General features: G+C 42.1%; 10 protein-coding genes. 5 read left to right on the plus strand and 5 right to left on the minus strand.

The features are described 5' to 3' along the window. Nucleotides 1-40: 40 nt before the first annotated feature. Nucleotides 41-1,261: a chloride channel protein gene (locus Q0037_RS01960; RefSeq protein WP_297514631.1), complete on the plus strand. Its 1,221-nt coding sequence runs from the start codon at nucleotides 41-43 to the stop codon at nucleotides 1,259-1,261. 4 nt (nucleotides 1,262-1,265) lie between these two features. Here Q0037_RS01960 and Q0037_RS01965 read toward each other — a convergent pair whose 3' ends face one another. Further along, nucleotides 1,266-1,646, minus strand: coding sequence for a YegP family protein (locus Q0037_RS01965; RefSeq protein ID WP_297514634.1), 381 nt, complete (start codon nucleotides 1,644-1,646; stop codon nucleotides 1,266-1,268). A gap of 298 nt (nucleotides 1,647-1,944) precedes the next feature. Here Q0037_RS01965 and Q0037_RS01970 point away from each other — a divergent pair, with 298 nt between their 5' ends. The 4 genes from Q0037_RS01970 to Q0037_RS01985 all read left to right on the plus strand — a co-directional run bounded on the left by Q0037_RS01970 (nucleotide 1,945) and on the right by Q0037_RS01985 (nucleotide 8,945). Beyond that, on the plus strand, nucleotides 1,945-2,442 hold the full coding sequence (locus Q0037_RS01970; RefSeq protein WP_297514637.1) for a hypothetical protein: 498 nt from the start codon (nucleotides 1,945-1,947) through the stop codon (nucleotides 2,440-2,442). Between the two features lie 186 nt (nucleotides 2,443-2,628). Continuing rightward, entirely contained in the window at nucleotides 2,629-3,354 is a 726-nt protein-coding gene (locus Q0037_RS01975; protein WP_297514640.1) for a TIGR00730 family Rossman fold protein, read from the plus strand. A gap of 199 nt (nucleotides 3,355-3,553) precedes the next feature. After that, complete coding sequence (locus Q0037_RS01980) at nucleotides 3,554-6,367, plus strand: aminopeptidase (protein ID WP_297514642.1); 2,814 nt, start codon at nucleotides 3,554-3,556, stop codon at nucleotides 6,365-6,367. Nucleotides 6,368-6,542: 175 nt separating this feature from the next. Further along, on the plus strand, nucleotides 6,543-8,945 hold the full coding sequence (locus tag Q0037_RS01985; RefSeq protein ID WP_297514645.1) for a thiamine pyrophosphate-dependent enzyme: 2,403 nt from the start codon (nucleotides 6,543-6,545) through the stop codon (nucleotides 8,943-8,945). Nucleotides 8,946-8,987: 42 nt separating this feature from the next. On the opposite strand, the gene Q0037_RS01990 is transcribed toward Q0037_RS01985, so the two are convergent. The 4 genes from Q0037_RS01990 to Q0037_RS02005 all read right to left on the minus strand — a co-directional run bounded on the left by Q0037_RS01990 (nucleotide 8,988) and on the right by Q0037_RS02005 (nucleotide 18,995). Then, nucleotides 8,988-10,856, minus strand: a complete 1,869-nt coding sequence (locus Q0037_RS01990; RefSeq protein ID WP_297514648.1) for an OmpA family protein — start codon at nucleotides 10,854-10,856, stop codon at nucleotides 8,988-8,990. Nucleotides 10,857-10,866: 10 nt separating this feature from the next. Further along, on the minus strand, nucleotides 10,867-11,820 hold the full coding sequence (locus tag Q0037_RS01995) for a type IX secretion system membrane protein PorP/SprF (RefSeq protein WP_297514651.1): 954 nt from the start codon (nucleotides 11,818-11,820) through the stop codon (nucleotides 10,867-10,869). 9 nt (nucleotides 11,821-11,829) lie between these two features. Then, nucleotides 11,830-16,467, minus strand: a complete 4,638-nt coding sequence (locus Q0037_RS02000) for a gliding motility-associated C-terminal domain-containing protein (RefSeq protein WP_297514654.1) — start codon at nucleotides 16,465-16,467, stop codon at nucleotides 11,830-11,832. A gap of 89 nt (nucleotides 16,468-16,556) precedes the next feature. Then, nucleotides 16,557-18,995: a LysM peptidoglycan-binding domain-containing protein gene (locus tag Q0037_RS02005; RefSeq protein ID WP_297514657.1), complete on the minus strand. Its 2,439-nt coding sequence runs from the start codon at nucleotides 18,993-18,995 to the stop codon at nucleotides 16,557-16,559. Between the last annotated feature and the right edge of the window lie 6 nt (nucleotides 18,996-19,001).

A 19,001-nucleotide genomic window follows, 5' to 3' on the forward strand; every position in this document is an offset into this window, starting at 1 on the left:
CAATTATAGTTTTTACGACGAGATAAGCTGTTCGATTCCAATGAGATTCTCCAAACGAAAAACAACACGACACTTTAACCCTTCACTTTTTTCAGCGCTACAATTCCTAGGCTTTGTAATCGGAATCGGTGTGCTGTTGAGTATCCCTATTGGGAGTAGTGCTGCTTTTTTTCTTTGGGCTTTGGAGGAAGTGACCCATATGCGAATGGCCCATTTCAATCTAATATTCGGGTTGCCCTTTGCGGGCTTGGGAATGGGGTATCTCTACCACCGTTGGGGAAAACAAGCCAACTTGGGTAATTCCGTGATTCGTTCGTCGCTAGTGGATGCCCAAACTCCTATTCCGATGCGCATGGGTCCCATGGTTTTGGGAAGTACGCTTGTCGCCCATTTATTTGGGGCTTCTGTCGGGCGGGAGGGTACTGCGTTGCAAATGGCTGCGGCGATGGTACGGCCAATCACTCGTTCTTTCAATTTTACTGATAAACAGTATCGTATCGCATTGACCGCGGCAATCGCGGGAGGATTTGGAGCTGTTTTTGGAACGCCTTGGGCGGGGTTGGTTTTTGCCTTGGAATGGAATCGGAAACAACCATTTTGCTGGGAAGCAATCGTCACGGCTTGTATTACGGCACTTTTGTCAGATACGGTTTGCACTGCTTGGGGAATTTCACACGGTACGTTTCCAACGCTCCAAATCCCTAAATTCACTGTAGCCTATATCGGTTGGATGTTGGTGTCGGGAGTATTGTTTGGACTCCTTGCTCGAAGTTTTGTGCTGCTGCAATTGGGCGTTCGAAAAGTAGCCACCACATGTATTCCTTTACCGCCCTTACGTTTGTTTTGGGGAGGAGTTCTTTTCGTGATTACGGTCAGTTTGCTTCACACCGATCGCTATTTAGGATTGGGTTTACCTGTTATCGAAGAAGCATTTTTAAAAACCCTCTCTTGGGAGGATGCGTTTTGGAAATTGGTGCTTACCGCTTTGTTGCTTGGGGTAGGTTTTAAAGGAGGGGAAGTTACCCCATTTTTTTTCATAGGAGCTACGATGGGCAGTGCTTTAACGCAAGTTTTTCCCTATCCCCCAGGATTATGGGCCGCAGTAGGTTGGGTAGCCGTATTTGCAGGTGCCACGCACACACCCGTGGCTTGTATCATTATGGCGGCCGAACTTTTTGGTCCCGAAGTCCTTCCCGGGGCTGCGATAGCTTGTGCAGTGGCCTATAGCGTTTCGGGGAAAAAATCAGTGTATGCCGAATAGCACTTTATGAGTTTTCCTCTTCGGCAAATACCATTGCTGGATCAGGGAAAATCGTTTCTTGATCTGAAAAATCCAATACTTCGGCTATGGCAATAGAGCGCGTGATTTCTTCTATTCCTTTTTGCAACAAGCGTTCCGTGGTATATTTCCGGCTGGTAGCCAGTACCAGACCGTCTTTGGTGAGTCTAAAAATGAATTTTCCGCCTGAGGCTTTGCTTTGGGTAAGGGTAAATCGCTCCCATTGCGTTTGAAAAGCCTGAATCATTTCTTCGCAATCGCTTTTTTGTTTACAAGTTAGACTCGTAAAAATGGGCTTACCTTTACGAGAAGCGAAGATAAATTTATAGGCACCGTTTACCCGTTTACTAATGACAAATGCACCCATTATTTCACGTTTTTTTTCTTTTTTCAAAAATATAACGTGCTTTCATGGTAGAAAAGCGCCAATCAAAAAGTTATAAAGAAGTTACCAAAATAAAATAAAAAATGTAAGTGATTGAATATCAATATGTAAAGACCTACTCGCAGATGATTGGGAGTTTTTCCAAGATGTAAATAGGATTTTTCCTTTACACCAAAGGAAAAAAACTTATTAAAAGTAGGAAAAATATGTACTGTAAAGTGTTTTACAATTGTAAAACATTTCTTAACTTTGATATTATTAAGCCCCAATTTAATAGCGTATGACTTACAAGGATTTTGAAATTAACCAAAATTTCATTGTGAAAGCCCAGGATTTCCTGGAGAAAATGGATCCGGTGCACTACACCCCTTTCCCCGAAATGAATGTACATTTGTACAACATGTTCAGTCAAAATCGGGAGAAAATTAAGAAAACCTATTTCCGCGAATTGATTCATGACCTGAAAGCCGGCGATTACAAAAATTTAAATCGCTACGTGTTATTCATCGTTTTAGACCCTTTTGAGGAAAATGATGCGAACTATTTTCTTGAGATTTTTAAATCTATCGCAACGGCTATAGAGACGTTTGGGTGTACTACTGATTTGTTGGAATTCCTTTGGTGGCAACTAGATTTTACAGCCAATGAGGGATTATACATGAATCAGTTGGAACAATTTCAAACTGTATTCTCGACGTTACAAAACCAAGTTTCGGAACATGATCCGTTGGATGATTATCAGATTCGAAAGAAAATTTATGAGATTCTAATCTTTTAAAGCAAAAGCAAGCCGGTTTGAAAACCGGCTTTTTTTATGTTTTTCTTATCGATTCCCATGTAAAATATATTGTATCTTAGCACGCTTTTCTAGCCCGGATAGAGCCATTGTTGGAGCTCGCCCGGAGGGAAGCGACTGGCGAAAGCCGGAAATAGCTCCCTAAAAAACAGTAAAAATTGATGTGTTATGGCATTTGAAGATTATCAAAACGAAGAAGAGCGTATCCAGGATAAATTGAAGCAAAAAACCTGGAACGAGATTCGCACCAACGATTCTTGGGCAATTTTTAAAATCATGTCCGAATTTGTAAACGGCTATGAAACGATGGCTCGAATTGGTCCTTGTGTTTCTATTTTTGGATCCGCGCGAACCAAACCCGATCATAAATACTACCAACTTGCTGAGCGTATTGCTTACAAAATAAGTAAAGCCGGCTATGGAGTAATTACGGGTGGTGGTCCTGGAATTATGGAGGCCGGAAATAAGGGGGCACACCAAGGCGGAGGTACCTCGGTAGGATTGAATATTGAGTTACCGTTTGAGCAGCATTTTAATCCGTATATTGATAAAGACAAAAACCTAAACTTTGATTATTTCTTTGTGCGCAAAGTAATGTTTGTAAAATATTCGCAAGGTTTTGTGGTCATGCCTGGTGGATTTGGAACGTTGGACGAACTTTTTGAAGCATTGACCTTAATTCAGACGAAGAAAATTGGGAAATTCCCTATCATTTTGGTGGGTTCTGAATTCTGGTCGGGACTTTTGGATTGGATTAAAACGGTGATTATTGAAAAATACCACAATGCCAACCCCGAAGATATGAAATTGATTCAGGTGGTTGACAATGAAGATGAAGTCGTCGAGGCCTTGGATACATTCTACAAAAAATACAATTTAAGTCCAAATTTCTAATTCCATTCGGTTTCCTTCTCATGCCCAGATGAATAGTATCGTGGGCGTTTTTTATTTGAAAAATGAAATGAAGTACTAAGTTGATGCGTTTTACATACAAAAAAGCAACCTTTTACATGGTATTGCAACGAATTCTATATCTTTGGTTGGTAGGGTACCCAATCGTGAATTGATACTCGTATTTCCCAAATTGCCTCGTATGAATAACGTTTTTTTTTGGTGGTTAGGCCTTTTTTTCTGCGGATTTTCTGCAAGCGTTTTGGCGCAACACCAAACGAAACTCACCGTGGATTACCTTCCTGAGAAACAAACCTTAAATGTTTATCAAGAACTCACTTTTCACAATACAACAGGAACAACCTTGTCGGTGTTGGTACTCAACGATTGGATTCATGCGTATTCGGACCGAAATACACCGTTGGCCGAACGTTTTGCCGATGAATTTGTACGTAGTTTTCACGTTGCTACGGCCAAAGAGCGTGGAGCTACCCATGGACTTTCGGTGATCGATGACCAAAAAACGCTGTTGGATTGGTCGCGTTTGCCGAATCATCCCGATTTGATTGCCATTCCTTTGCGTGAACCTTTGGCACCCCTTGCCACTACCACTTTAACGCTCTCTTATCATTTAAAACTTCCTGACCAGCGATTTACGGGTATTGGCTTTAATTCGGACAACGAAGTCATATTGGACCAATGGATACTGACCCCGGCACGTTGGGAAAATGGCGATTTTTTGAAGTATAGCAATTTAAATATTGATGATGCTACCAATGCCCCGATGGAAGTAGAACTGCTCATCCGTCCCGCTGGATTTCAGGTTGTCAGCGACTTGACTTTGGTAGCGCAAACCGATACAGCCTATCGCTTTGTAGGAAAGAACAGAATTCAGGTGCATTTGTACCTCTCCCGTATAAACGACTTCCAGAGTTTCAACAACGAACGCGGCAGTATCGTCACAAATTTGCAGGAAAAACGTATTAATTCGGTGCAGAAAGCCATCTTGATTGAGAAAATTGAGAATTACGTCACGGCATTTCTCGGCAACAATCCACTCCCAAAAACAACCGTTACTCAAGACGACTATGATCGGAATCCATTTTACGGGTTGAATCAATTGCCCAATTTTATTCGCCCGTTTCCGGATGACTTTGTATTTGAATTAAAGTTTCTTAAAACCTATATATATAACCGATTAAAGACGACCTTATTGATTGATCCTCGCCAAGATAATTGGCTTTTTGATGCGATTCAAATTTACATCATGATGCAATACATCGATGAGCATTATCCTGAAATGAAAATGATGGGCGCTTTGGGGAAAATTAATTTATTGAAAGGATATCGTTTGCTCTCTTTGGATTTCAATGAGCAATACAGTTATTTCTATATGCTGATGGCGCGAAAGAATTTGGACCAGCCCTTGGGGGATTCAAAGGATAAGCTGTTAAGATTTAATGAAAAAATTGCCTCTAAATACCGCGCAGGATTGAGTTTTCGTTACCTTTCGGAGTATATTGGTAAAGACCAACTTGGGGAAGCCTTGGACCAGTTTTTAAAACAAGCGCTAGTTCAACCCGCTTCTACCGCCGATTTTAAACAAATCGTAGCCCAAAAAACAGAAAAAGACGTCCATTGGTTTTTTGACCATATAATTCAATCCAGAAAGATTATTGATTACAAACTAGACCTGCTCTCCAAAACCAAAGATAGTGTTACCTTTCAATTAAAGAACCGAACTGGTGTCGAAGTGCCGATTCCGATTTACGGCATCAAGAAAAAGGAAGTGGTGTTTAAAACGTGGCTGGAGCCACAAAATCAAAATCAAGTGTTTACCATACCCCGAAAAGAAGCGGATAAATTGGTTTTGAATTACGAAAATACCGTTCCTGAGTTCAACCAACGAAACAATTGGAAATCTTTAAAGTCGTTTTTTATTAGTAATCGACCGTTGAAGTTTCGTTTTTTGAAAGATTTGGAGGATCCCAATTACAACCAAATCATGTACTTACCCGTCATGGGATTTAATTACTACGATGGAGTGATCTTAGGATTGAGTTTAAACAACCGAACCGTTTTGGACAAACCCATCAACTTTGATGTGATTCCATCTTTCTCGACCAATTCGTCGTCGCTTTCGGGGAGTGCCAACATCACGTTTAACCAGTTTTTACGAAATTCCAATTTGTTTTCCATCAAATACGGTGTTGGAGGTAGTCATTTTCGGTATGCCCCAGATGCTACGTATCAAAAGCTCACGCCGTTTGTTCAGATGCGTATTCGCGAAAAAGACTATCGTAAAAACCACATTCAGATTATTAATTTTCGCAATGTGTATGTTAATCGGGAACCCAGTTTATTTGTGCAAACTCCTGGAGAAAACCGGTATTCGGTAACGGATTTTCGTTATACTAATACCGATATGACCATTACACATACGTTTTCCTACAGTGCAAATTTTCAAATTGCCTCCCAGTTTTCCAAAACCTCAGCAGAAGTGGTGTACCGCCACTTATTTCAAAACAACCGACAGGTGAACATTCGTTTTTTTGGCGGCATCTTTTTGCGTAATAATGACACCAAAGACTTCTTTAGTTTTGCTTTAGAGCGACCTACGGACTATTTGTTTGATTATCCCTTTTTAGGGCGATCAGAAAGCACGGGTATTTTCCGTCAACAATTTATCACCGCTGAAGGAGGCTTTAAGTCGCGGTTTGCCAACCAATTGGCCAACGAATGGTTGGTGAGCACCAATTTAAGTGGTAGTATTTGGAATTGGATTGAGGCTTATGCTGATTTTGGGGTATTGAAAGACCATGGACAAGAAGCCGTATTCCGTATGGATTCGGGAATTCGCTTTAATTTGATCACCGATTATTTGGAATTTTATTTTCCCATCTACTCCAGTATGGGTTGGGATTTTGGTCGACCCAATTACCATGAACAGATTCGCTTTGTGTTTACTATTGATCCGCGTTCTTTGGTTGGACTTTTTACACGAAAATGGTTTTAATTGCTATTTTTTATTTATTTATCGCACTGAATTATGCTGTTTAATGTTTAAAATGAAATTATTTCGTAAAAAAACGGGGTTAAATTAGAGATTGTTCAAAACTAAATTATATCGCACAATACCAACCAATCTTTTTTTTAGTTAATTTTGTTTTTTTGATGTTTACTTGAACGCTATGACGACAGCACAAACCAATACTGCCATCAGTTTTGAAGATTTCAAAGCAGAAGTACTTAACGATTATAAGATTGCACGTATCAGTCGCGAATGCAGTCTTTTGGGACGCAAAGAAGTTCTTACGGGTAAGGCGAAGTTTGGCATTTTCGGTGATGGAAAAGAAGTGCCGCAATTGGCGATGGCCAAAGCCTTTCAAAATGGGGATTTCCGTTCGGGCTATTACCGCGATCAAACCTTTATGATGGCCATTGGTGCGCTTACCATTGAGCAATTTTTTGCCGGTTTATACGGGCACACCGATTTGCAACACGATCCGATGAGCGCAGGCCGACAAATGGGAGGACATTTTGCTACCCATTCGTTGGATGAAAAAGGGCAGTGGAATGATTTGACAGCACAAAAGAATTCCAGTTCAGATATTTCCCCCACAGCGGGACAAATGCCTCGTTTGTTAGGTTTAGCACAAGCCTCCAAAATTTACCGTCATGTATCGGGAATGGATACCCGACTTTTTTCCAAAGAAGGAAAGGAAGTCGCTTGGGGAACGATTGGTAATGCCTCAACCTCGGAAGGTTTGTTTTTTGAAACGATGAATGCAGCGGGAGTACTTCAAGTTCCGATGGTCATGAGTGTCTGGGATGATGAATACGGGATTTCGGTTCACGCCCGTCATCAAACTACCAAGGAGAACATTTCGGCTTTATTGGCTGGTTTCCAAAGGGATGAAAATCAAAATGGTTTTGAAATTTTCACTGTCATGGGGTGGGACTATCCTGCTTTGGTCGAAACCTATCAAAAAGCCTCGACTATCGCCCGCGAATCGCATGTTCCCGTGCTTATCCATGTACGTGAATTGACACAACCGCAAGGCCATTCTACCTCGGGAAGTCACGAACGCTACAAAGACGAAACCCGTTTGGCATGGGAAGCGGAATACGATTGTTTGGCGCAAATGCGACAGTGGTTGATTGACAACAATCTGGCTACTGAAACGGACTTAGATGCGCTAGATTCTTCATGTAAAAAGGAAATTTTGGAAGGAAAAAAAGCGGCATGGAATGCGTTTATTGCTCCTTTTAAAGCGGAGCAAAACGAATTGTGTTCACTTTTGAATGACTTGGCCCAAGGCAGCAATCAAAAAGTTTTTATCGAAAAATACAGTAGCGATTTGGCAGCTATTAAAGAGCCGATTCGAAAAGATATTTTAAGTACAGCGCGTAAGGTAGTACGATTACTCATCGGTGAGTCAGGACAAGCTACTTTAGCGCAATGGATTCAATCGTATACGGCTAGAATCCAACCCAAATACAGTTCCCATTTATTTTCTGAATCGGAGAACAATATCGCAACGATACAGGAAGTAGTACCTCAATTTGACGTCTCCTCCGAACTAGTGGATGCGCGTTTGGTGTTACGGGATAACTTTGATGCCTTATTTACCAAACATCCCAACACATTGATTTTTGGGGAAGATTCTGGAAATATCGGCGATGTCAACCAAGGATTGGAAGGCATGCAAATTAAATATGGGGAACAACGTGTAGCCGATGTGGGGATCCGTGAAGCTACCATTTTGGGTCAAGGCATTGGCATGGCGATGCGTGGCTTGCGTCCCATTGCTGAAATTCAGTATTTGGATTACCTTTTGTATGCGATTCAAATAATGAGTGACGACTTGGCAACTTTGCAATACCGAACCCAAGGACGTCAAAAAGCACCCGTAATTATTCGTACCCGAGGACACCGTTTGGAAGGCATTTGGCATTCTGGATCTCCAATGGGTATGATTATTAATGCGGTTCGAGGAATCCATGTATTAGTCCCACGAAACATGACCAAAGCTGCTGGTTTTTACAATGCTTTATTGGAAAAAGATGAACCCGCTTTGGTGGTAGAGTGTTTAAATGGTTACCGTTTGAAAGAAAAAATGCCTACCAATTTAGGTGATTTCAAAACCCCGCTAGGCGTTGTGGAAACCTTAAAAGAGGGATCCGATATTACTTTGGTTTCCTATGGTTCAACCTTGCGTTTGGTGGAACAAGCGGCCAACGAACTGGAAGCGGTGGGCATCAATGCTGAAATTATTGACATACAGTCGTTATTACCCTTTGATTTGGCGCATGATATTGTAAAAAGTATTGCCAAAACCAACCGTCTTTTGGTGATTGACGAGGATGTTCCGGGTGGAGCCAGTGCTTTTATTTTACAGCAAATTGTAGAAGTACAAAAGGCATATACCTATTTGGACAGTGCCCCTGAAACCCTAACCGCCAAAGCGCACCGCCCTGCGTATGGAACTGACGGCGATTATTTTTCAAAACCCTCGGTAGAAGATATCTTCGAAAAAGTATATGCGATGATGCACGAAGCCAATCCCAATCGCTACCCTACCTTGTTCTAAAAGTTTATTGCAAAAAAAATTCGGCTCAGAGCCGAATTTTTTTTATCTCAAGATCCTGAATTCACAACGTCGGTTGATAGAATGTTCCGCCTCAGTACATTTATCCCCACAATTGACTAGTGGAGTGCTTTCTCCAAAACCTTTATGACGCAAACGTGAACGGTCGATTCCTTGGTTGACAATATACTCTAATGTAGAAGAAGCACGGTTATTGGAAAGCATCAAGTTATAGGTTTCTGATGCCCGGGAATCGGTATGTGCCCCAATTTGAATTTCCATACGCGGATACTTTTTCAACAATCCAACCAGTACATCGAGTATTTTAGCCGCCTCGGGTTTGATATTCCATTTATTCAAATCAAAATAAATGTTTTCCAATTCGATATATACATACCCGTCATTTTTTGTCACGACAATATCTTCGGCATCGTCATAAGATTCAACTTCCAATTCGATGGAATACCGCGCATTTCCTTCATCATTGGTGGAAAATTGCTCACTGTGGGGAATATATAAGTCTCGAATAGCCTCCAAACGATAGGTCTTGTTGGGATTGGTGTTGAAAAAGTAATCGGCGTTTGAACCTACTATCATTTGCCCAACCAATACTTCTTTTTCATCATATAAACTCACCTGAGTACCTGGCAATAATTGCTTGGTTACCTTATCGCGAACGTCTCCTTCTACTAAGTAACGACGCTCGTTGTCTTTGCGCTTAAAGCTATACAAATTGTCATATCCTTTGCGGTTGGAAGAGAAAAATCCTTCTTGTGTTTTTTCATTCAACACAAAACCAAAATCATCTAATCCGCTGTTGATGGTTTGACCCAAATTAAGGGGTTTAGCATAGTTATCTTGGTATTTTTTGGTCATAAACAAATCCAAACCGCCCATACCTTCATGGCCGTTGGAAGCAAAGTATAGGGTTCCATCGGTGGTGATAAAGGGAAATTGCTCTAAATGTTCGGTATTGATAACATCGCCTAAATTTTGGGGTTCCCCAAAAGTGCCATCGGGACGGACTTCCACTACATACAAATCGAAGGAGCCTTTACCACCTGGACGGTCGCTTGAAAAGTAAAGTTGAGTTCCATTTGGCGATAGATAAGGATGCTGGGTAGAAAATGTGTCGCTACAAAAAGGCAATTCAGTAATGTTTTTCCAATCGTTGTCCACCCATTCGGCACGGAATAACTTCACGGATGCAAACTTTTCATCGCCAACTTTGACGCGTTTACTATTGGTTCTACTGAAATACATAATTTTCCCATCCGTGGAAAAGACAGCATTACTTTCGTGTGTCTTGGTATTGATCGATTTTGGAAAGGGTTGAATGTTTTCCAATTGATTTTCTGCGTTTAACGTAGCTTCAAAAAGATCCAAATAGGGCTTGTCATTCCAACTAAATAGGGGTTGTTCTGTACTTCGCAGCGAGGCAAAAACTACCTTATCGCCGCGATACGCTATCCCGAAATCCCCCGTATTATTGGTTTTGGTCATCAATTGAATCTCATAATCATAGGGAACTATGGTATTCAAATTATTGATGAATTTTTGGGTGTCAACGGGATACTTAAGATACTCTCCCATAATTTTATCGGCCTTTTCGTAGTCTTTGATTCCTTTTAAGGCATGGGCATAGCGAAAATAATACTCGGGTTTGACCGAATCTTTGTACTGAAAAAACAACTGTCCATAATTTTTTACCGCGGCATCCATTTGCGCATTGTAATAAAAACAATCGCCAAGGTTGGATAAAATCACACGATTGGGTTTGAGTGTTTCATAGACCGAAGCCGCTTGAACATAAGCTTTATTGGCAAACAATTTATTGGCAAACTTAACGGAGGGTTTCTTTTGGGCCGAAACGCCGAAAGTTCCCAATATCAAAAAGAGGTAAAATATACGCATAGCCATCCTTTTAAAAGAAACGGGGTGATTTATCATAGCCATTGCCGGCGCTATTTTTACCGGATTTACTGATGTTAAACAAAACCATGATTTCATGTGAACCTGAATTAAAGCGACTTAAATTGGATAAGGTGTAATCGTAAGCGTATCCAATACGTAGATTTTGTGTGACACGAAAATTTACTAACCCACTTACAGCATCTCCCACACGGTAACCTACGCCCATTTCTAACATGTTATTGTACAAAAAATTTGCTGTAACATCCAAGGAAATCGGTGATCCTGAGACCGCTTTGGTCATAAATGCGGGTTTAAACTTGAATTGATCGTTCAAATCAAATACATAGCCTCCCGTAAGAAAGTAATGTATCTCCTCCACTCCGGTTCGCGTTAAGCCATCCCGTGTTTCAAGATGTTTGGTGCGTAACAAATTGGGAGCCGACAGTCCTACATAATATTTTTCACCAAAATAAAAAGTGCCCACCCCAATGTTAGGATAGGTGCGACTCAAGTTATTAGCAAAAGCCTGATCGGGTAAATTATCGGTGAACACAAATCCATTGAAGTTAGTACTAAAAAAAGTAGCCCCCGCTTTAATTCCAAAGGATAACTTTTGTTTTTCACCAAGAGGTAAAACATAAGCCACATCGGCAAAGACATTACTTTCTTTGACCACATCGCCAATTTCATCATGCATGATGGACATTCCCACTTCAATCCGTTTTTTTAAGGGCGTATGCACAAAAAACGTTCCTGTTGTAGGTCCACCCACAGCACCCACCCACTGAGCGCGGTACAAACCACCCAAATTAATGGCATCGGCATCATCGGTAGCGTAGGCAGGATTTAACACACTCATGTTGTACATGTATTGTGTATACTGCGGATCTTGTTGCGCGCGCGTTCGGGTTAAACACAAGAGTAAAACCGCAATGAGTATATATTTTATTCTAATAGCTTTCATAGGCGAATGTTATCTGCTTAAATAAAGACGTCCTTGTAGGGGAGCACGGACACCATCATTAAATTCTAAAATAAAGAAATAAACTCCAGCGGGTGCTAAACCACCCCCCACGGAACCTTCGCCAGAACGACCATTCCAATGGGGATTTGAACGATTCCCCTTAAACAATACGTTGCCATAACGATTGAAAATTTCAATTGTAAAGTTGGGATACAGTTCAAGTAGATTCTGAATAATAAACGCGTCGTTTACCCCATCGGTATTGGGTGAAAATCCGTCGGGTATAATAATATCGTCGGGGGTACAAGACTCGAGTACAACGGTCAACTCAAGACGAGTACTTTCACATCCTGCATTGGATTGAACTGCACCATAATACGTTATTCCATCCTGCAATACCGTCAAAGCATCCAAAGGTGTTCCTCCTGAAGCCGAACTATACCATACAATAGTTCCTGACCCTGATAATTGAGCACTCAAATCGGAAAGCGTGGCATTGCTATCATTACAAAATGTAGTAGAACCTGTCAATACAGGAGGCTGCGGATTTTGTACTTCAAAAGTAACTGGTGTAAAATTTAAAGTACTGTTACCACAAGTTGTGATTTGACTGATGATTGAAGTTAAAATTAGATTCACTGTTCCTTCATTCACCAGATCACTAGCTGGAATGACAAACGATGCTGCGCCATTGCTAAAGGTTACCGTGTTGGTAAATACTCCTGTATTGGCTCCTGCAAGTTGGTATTCTAAAGTATAATTGCTATTTGTTAAGCCCGATGCACCAGTTATTGTTACCGTAGCTTGTTCGCCCAAGCAAAGCGAGGCAACCAATACAGTAGCATTACTTAACGTAGGTTGTGGAAGTACCGTTATTGTGGTCGAAGTTGTTGAAATGGTCGAAGTACAATTGCCGTTCAATGCGGTAACTGCTGTTAAAGAAATCGACACATTACCCGATGTTTGAAAATACGAAGCTGGTATGGTAAATTGACCATTTCCACCCGTTATTGTTACAGTTGCTGTGGTCCCTGTGGATGGATCCGCATTAGTTACCGAGTAAGTGAATGTATAGTTCCCATCAGCTAAGGTTGTCGCCCCGCTAATAGAAACAATTATAGCCGAATTTTGACATACGTTTGGTGCTGTTATGGTTCCTAAACCAAAATCAGGGGGTGCTATTAAGTTGACCGTTAGGGTAGCTGTATCGGGGTTACATGTTCCTATTCCAGCTATAGTATAAATATAAGAACCTGCGGGATCAAAAGCTGGATTAAAAACACCCGTTCCACTAGCCAACGGAGGAGACCAAGTTCCTCCAGACTGCGCAGAAGTCCCTAAACTCAAAAATAAATCAATAGGTGTTGCATTGGAACATAGCGTCACTGTGGCATCTACACCTGCATTAGGCCCAGGTGTCAATGTTATGACTACCGTGGCGGTATCGCTTCCACATGGTGCGCCGCCTACTACGGTGTAGGTATAGGTTCCCGCTGGATCCACCGCAGGATTAAAGAAGCCCGTGCCACTAGCTAAAGCGGGTGTCCACGTTCCTCCTGCTTGAGGCGTTCCTCCTAAACTTAAAAATAAATCGGTCGGTGTGGCATTGGAGCATAAGACTAGCGTACCGTCATTTCCTGCGTTGGGAATCGGATTCACCGTTACCGTAGCCGAAGCCGTTCCATTGGCACAAGGCGTGTTACCCGTGACAGTATAGGTATATACCCCAGCTGAATCCACCGTTGGATTGAAAACTCCTGTCCCACTGGCCAAAGCCGGAGACCAAGTTCCTCCTGCTTGAGGGGTTCCTCCTAAGAAAGTAAATAAATCCGCAGCAGCACTATCCGCACAAAAAGTAGCTACGCCATCCGTTCCCGCATTGGGTGCTGGAGTAATGCTCACGCTTACCGTGGCGGTATCGCTTCCACATGGTGCGCCGCCTACTACGGTGTAGGTATAGGTTCCCGTTGGATCCACCGCAGGATTAAACAAGCCCGTGCCACTAGCTAAAGCGGGTGTCCACGTTCCTCCTGCTTGAGGCGTTCCTCCTAAACTTAAAAATAAATCGGTTGGTGTGGCATTCGAACACAAGACTAGCGTACCGTCATTTCCTGCGTTGGGTTGCGGTACAATTGTAATTGTCATTGTTGTAACGACTTCACAATTCAAACTTGTACTTGGCGTAAAGGTATAGGTAGTCGTAGCCGTATTGTTTAACGCCGGCGACCACGTTCCTGTGATGCCATTGTTGGAGGTAGTCGGTAAGGCCGTTAGTGTTGCTCCCTGACAAATCGGGGGCACTTGCGTGAAGGTAGGCACGATATTCGGATTTACCGTAATGGTCATCGTGGCCGTGGTCGCACACTGTCCTGCGCTTGGCGTAAAGGTATAGGTGGTCGTAGCCGTATTGTTTAACGCTGGTGACCACGTTCCTGTGATGCCATTGTTAGACGTGGTCGGTAAGGCCGTTAGTGTTGCTCCTTGACAAATCGGGGGCACTTGTGTGAAAGTCGGAACGATATTCGGATTCACCGTAATGGTCATCGTTGCCGTGGTCGCACACTGTCCCGCTGTTGGGGTAAAGGTATAGGTGGTCGTAGTCGTATTATTTAACGCCGGTGACCAAGTTCCTGTAATACCATTGTTGGAGGTGGTCGGCAAGGCCGTTAGTATTGCTCCCTGACAAATTGGGGGAACTTGCGTGAAGGCAGGCACGATATTCGGATTCACCGTAATGGTCATCGTTGCTGTTGTCGCACACTGTCCTGCGCTTGGCGTAAAAGTATAGGTGGTCGTAGCCGTATTGTTTAAAGCTGGTGACCACGTTCCTGTGATGCCATTGTTAGACGTGGTCGGTAAGGCCGTTAGTGTTGCTCCTTGACAAATGGGGGGGACTTGCGTGAAGGTAGGCACGATATTCGGATTCACCGTAATGGTCATCGTTGCCGTGGTCGCACACTGTCCTGCGCTTGGCGTAAAAGTATAGGTGGTCGTAGCCGTATTATTTAACGCCGGTGACCAAGTTCCTGTAATACCATTGTTGGAGGTGGTCGGCAAGGCCGTTAATGTTGCTCCTTGACAAATTGGGGGAACTTGCGTAAAAACGGGAGTTATACCAGGTGTCAACGTTACTGTAACATTAGCAGAAGCATCAGTACAAGGTGGTATTCCTGTAACCGTATAGGTGTAGATTCCAGGCGCATCCACTAAAGGATTAAAAATTCCAGTACCACTAGCCAATGCAGGTGACCAAACACCACCCGATTGCGGCGTTCCACCAAGAATAGTAAAAAGATTAACGGAAGGACCTAAAGCACATACGGTTGTATTGGTTGAAGTACCAGCATTAGCAGCTGTATTTACGGCAACCGTAACAATCGCCGTGTCATTACCACAGGGGTTGGGACCTGTGACGGTGTAGGTATACGTTCCCGATGGATCTAGTGCTGGATTAAAAACTCCAGTACCGCTTTCTAACGGAGGAGACCAAACACCACCTGCTTGTGCAGATGTTCCTAGCAAAGGAAACAAATTAACAGAAGGGTTATTAGAACAAACCGTTAGCGACGCATCATTTCCAGCATTTACAGGGTTAGAAACCGTGATGGTAACGGTCGCTGTATCGGGCGGGCAAGCCGCATTGGTAACAGTGTAGGTAAAAACATACGGACTTCCAGCAGCAGTTAATGTACTTATATTCACCGTTCCGAGATGACCATTGGAGGTAGGTAGAGGTCCGCTCCATGTTCCCGTCGTTTGTGGACTCCCGCCTAATATTGAAAACAAATTGCGATTGGGATTTACGGTCAATGCGTTGGAACATAAGGCTAATGTCCCATCAGTTCCGGCATCGGAAGGTAATAATAATTGGACGGTTATTTCTAAACGATTGACACTTTCGCAAGGTGGGTCAACAGTGGTTGCGTAATAAGTTTCTCCATTAATCAGCGGTGTGGATGGGTCTAAAACAACCGCCGAAGAAACCGTAGCATACCAATTGTTTATGCCACTCGCTTGTAAATTGGCTACGGTAGGCGTATTTCCAGGTGAAAGACAAAAAGATTGTATCGTAGGACCTATGGGAACAGGAACCACACCTACATTAACAAAAACTGCCAAACGTGAAGTCTCACATCCCGTATCAGGATTGGTTTGACTCGCATAATAAATGGTGTTGTCTGTTAATATGGTAGTCGTTGGCAATGGCGTGCCTCCTGAAGGAGTTGTATACCAACGAATATTATTTCCATTGGCAATCAAGTTGGCAATAGTTGCTTCAAGTGGATTATCTACACAAACCCCTTGAAAATTTTGTCCCGTGGGTGCTGCGTAAATGGTTACTGTGACAGGTTGGCGTGTGCCACAATTCCCAGCAGCATTATCGGCATAATAGGTTGCGCCATTAACCAAACCTGCTCCGGGAGAAAAGGGTGTTGTTGATGTGGTCGAACTGAACCATGCTACCCCTCCCCCATTATTAATCGCATTTAAATTAGCAATTGTGGGCGATTCTGTATTACAAAAAGATTGTGAGGTATTGTTTACCGTAGGACATTGCGCGTATGCCCATTGGGAAAAAATGAATATAAAAATCCCTAACCCTTTATAGAGAGATTTGAGTGTAAAACGTTGTAAAGAACGATTCATAGGCGAAATCAAATTAGGGTATTACTACTTCTTTTTGATTTTCCCATTCCGAGTTCATCAAAGATACAAAAAAACAATCATCGCTTTTATCAAGGTTTGATTTCTTTTATAGCACCATTAATTTCTCTTTGAAAAAGGAAAATAGTACGATTCTCGTAGTGATCTAGACTCTTTGAATCATACTCAAATTGAAGAAGTGTTTGTTTTGTTTTATCGTGTTGCAATGAATGGGACAACCCTTGCGCTTGCGCCATTCGTAAAGCGGTATCAAATACAATATCAAATCCTTGCATGTAGACTGAATCGGGATCATCGCGATATACTTTTCGGTAGTTCGCTACAAAATTTAAATAGGACTGATTTTTATCTACTGGAGCGTAAGTTGGATACAAGGTTCGCAAAATATTCATGCGAAGCGGGGAAATGTTTTTATAGTAATCAATCAAATTTGGTTCCAACAAAGCTACTTGAATATTGTAATCGGTTACGGCATTGAGCAAGGTATTGGTTGCGCTAATAATCATGCTATTCTTGGTGGTTTCCAAGATAATTATATTCATTTTGCCTTTCACCAACAACCGTTTTAAATCCTCATTATCCAATCCTGTTCGTTCAGAAACCATTACGTATTGGGCTAGAGGCAATTTTTTGAGCACTTGCTGTTTTTTATTTTCATCCGTAAAACTGCTCACCACAATCACATTGGCATTTAAGGGCACTAATACATCAAGCACCCGATCTCTCACTTTCATTTCGGGTTGAATGGCTACAACTTTTTTGGATTTTAACCCTTCTACTTCTACCTCAGTAATCAATGGTATTGGCAGAAATGCCATTTTTTCAATAGAACAATTACCACTTAAAAAAGCAGCATCCATTCCTTTCCAAACGCGATCAGCGGTCATTTTCTTTAAATCAAAAGATTTTTTAGCTCCTTCCGCATGAATCATTTTTGAAGAAATCGTATATCCTAATGTATTTAATGAATCCAGTGCTTTTTGAACCCCCATATTATACATAATCTCGAGTCGGGAACTTTCATCACTAATTTGAATATCGGGAAATGTTTGCTTCGCACGTTGCCAATCGGCTTCGGAAAAAGAAACCATAAAAGCAAATCGCTTCACCAAAGTAAGATCAGCTGTTTTTAGCACATCCTTATACTCAATTATTGCGGAGATCTCTTTTGTGCCGACACTTTCTTGGGGCGGACTTGGCACTTCTTTTGATGAAACTACCCCTGAAACTGGAGCATCTTCAGCCGCTGAGGATGCAACTGTGTTTGGGGTATCTTGAACGATTGCAAGAGCGCCTTTAGGCATTTTTATCACCATACCAATTTGTACTCCTTTGGCAAGCAAGGGATTCAGCTCTAAAAAATCCATGATCTTCATATTGGCTCGTTTCGACAAACCAAATAAAGTCTCTTTAGGTTGAATCGTATAATCCTCCAAATCATCACGATTTAAGCGCCCTGAAGTTTCCACAGGATGGGACACAGTTTCCATTGGAACAACATCAGTTGCTTTAACAGTTTCGGTGGTGATTTTGGTTTCCGCGGGAGCAGAAATCGGATTTTCAGCAACGATTGTTTTAACTTTTGGGGAAATAACATCCTTTTTTGAATCTTGTTGTACAGTTTCAACAACTGTATTTTCTATTGCTTCAGCAACACCTGTCGCTGATTCAACCGGAATACGTATGCGCTGTCCCGTTTGTAACATGCGTACAATTTGCGGATTAGTTGACTCAAGAGCAATTATGGTCACCTTATAACGACGCGACAATCCAAACTTAGTTTCGCCAGCTACTACTTCATGCCATATCTGCTTGTCATTTGTATTTTGGTCAGCAGGAACATACAGCAACTGCCCTTCTTTTAAAACCCCCACAATCCGCTCCTGATTCATCGCCATCAAGTCAGCCAACGAAATAGCAAACCGCTTCGATAAGCCAAACAGCGTCTCCCCTTTCAACACGGTGTAATCACGAAGGTTCTTACTTTGAGCCTGACGTCGGTACGAAGACAAATCTTGCTGATACGAAGTCGTCCCTTTCACTTTTAACACATGCCCCGCTTGGAGTCCCTGAACAATATGCGAATTTTGCTCCTCTAAAGTCGAAATACTAATCCCATACAACTTCCCTAAACCAAACTTAGTTTCTCCAGGCTGTACAATATGACTTTTGAATTCACTTGAAAGATTTTGTGACTTCCCCTCAATAGTAGTTGATTTTTGTGAAAGAATATTCTTGCTTTCCTCGACATTCTTGACTTCTTTGGAGCTCTCAACAACTACCGATTTAGGGATGACCAACACATCATTAACCTTCACTCCTTGCGCTGCATTGGGATTTAATTTGATTATATCATAAGGGGTCACCTTGTACCGCTGCGCTACTTTGGCAAGTGTCTCACCCTCAGCAACTACATGTGTTTTTTGGCTCTCTTGCGCAATCACCAATTGGCCTGCAAAAAGCAATGTTATTAACAACCGATGAAGAGTGTGTTTTTTAGGGTTTTTCATTAATGA

Origin of the sequence: Flavobacterium sp., from assembly GCF_027482425.1 — a bacterium.
In the GTDB taxonomy this organism is placed as follows: domain Bacteria; phylum Bacteroidota; class Bacteroidia; order Flavobacteriales; family Flavobacteriaceae; genus Flavobacterium.

Coding starts and splice junctions, on each gene's coding strand:
- Q0037_RS02000 (WP_297514654.1), bottom strand. CDS start 16,467: ATGAATCGTTCTTTACAACGTTTTACACTCAAATCTCTCTATAAAGGG.
- Q0037_RS01975 (WP_297514640.1), top strand. CDS start 2,629: ATGGCATTTGAAGATTATCAAAACGAAGAAGAGCGTATCCAGGATAAA.
- Q0037_RS01965 (WP_297514634.1), bottom strand. CDS start 1,646: ATGGGTGCATTTGTCATTAGTAAACGGGTAAACGGTGCCTATAAATTT.
- Q0037_RS01960 (WP_297514631.1), top strand. CDS start 41: ATGAGATTCTCCAAACGAAAAACAACACGACACTTTAACCCTTCACTT.
- Q0037_RS01985 (WP_297514645.1), top strand. CDS start 6,543: ATGACGACAGCACAAACCAATACTGCCATCAGTTTTGAAGATTTCAAA.
- Q0037_RS01990 (WP_297514648.1), bottom strand. CDS start 10,856: ATGCGTATATTTTACCTCTTTTTGATATTGGGAACTTTCGGCGTTTCG.
- Q0037_RS01980 (WP_297514642.1), top strand. CDS start 3,554: ATGAATAACGTTTTTTTTTGGTGGTTAGGCCTTTTTTTCTGCGGATTT.
- Q0037_RS01970 (WP_297514637.1), top strand. CDS start 1,945: ATGACTTACAAGGATTTTGAAATTAACCAAAATTTCATTGTGAAAGCC.
- Q0037_RS02005 (WP_297514657.1), bottom strand. CDS start 18,995: ATGAAAAACCCTAAAAAACACACTCTTCATCGGTTGTTAATAACATTG.
- Q0037_RS01995 (WP_297514651.1), bottom strand. CDS start 11,820: ATGAAAGCTATTAGAATAAAATATATACTCATTGCGGTTTTACTCTTG.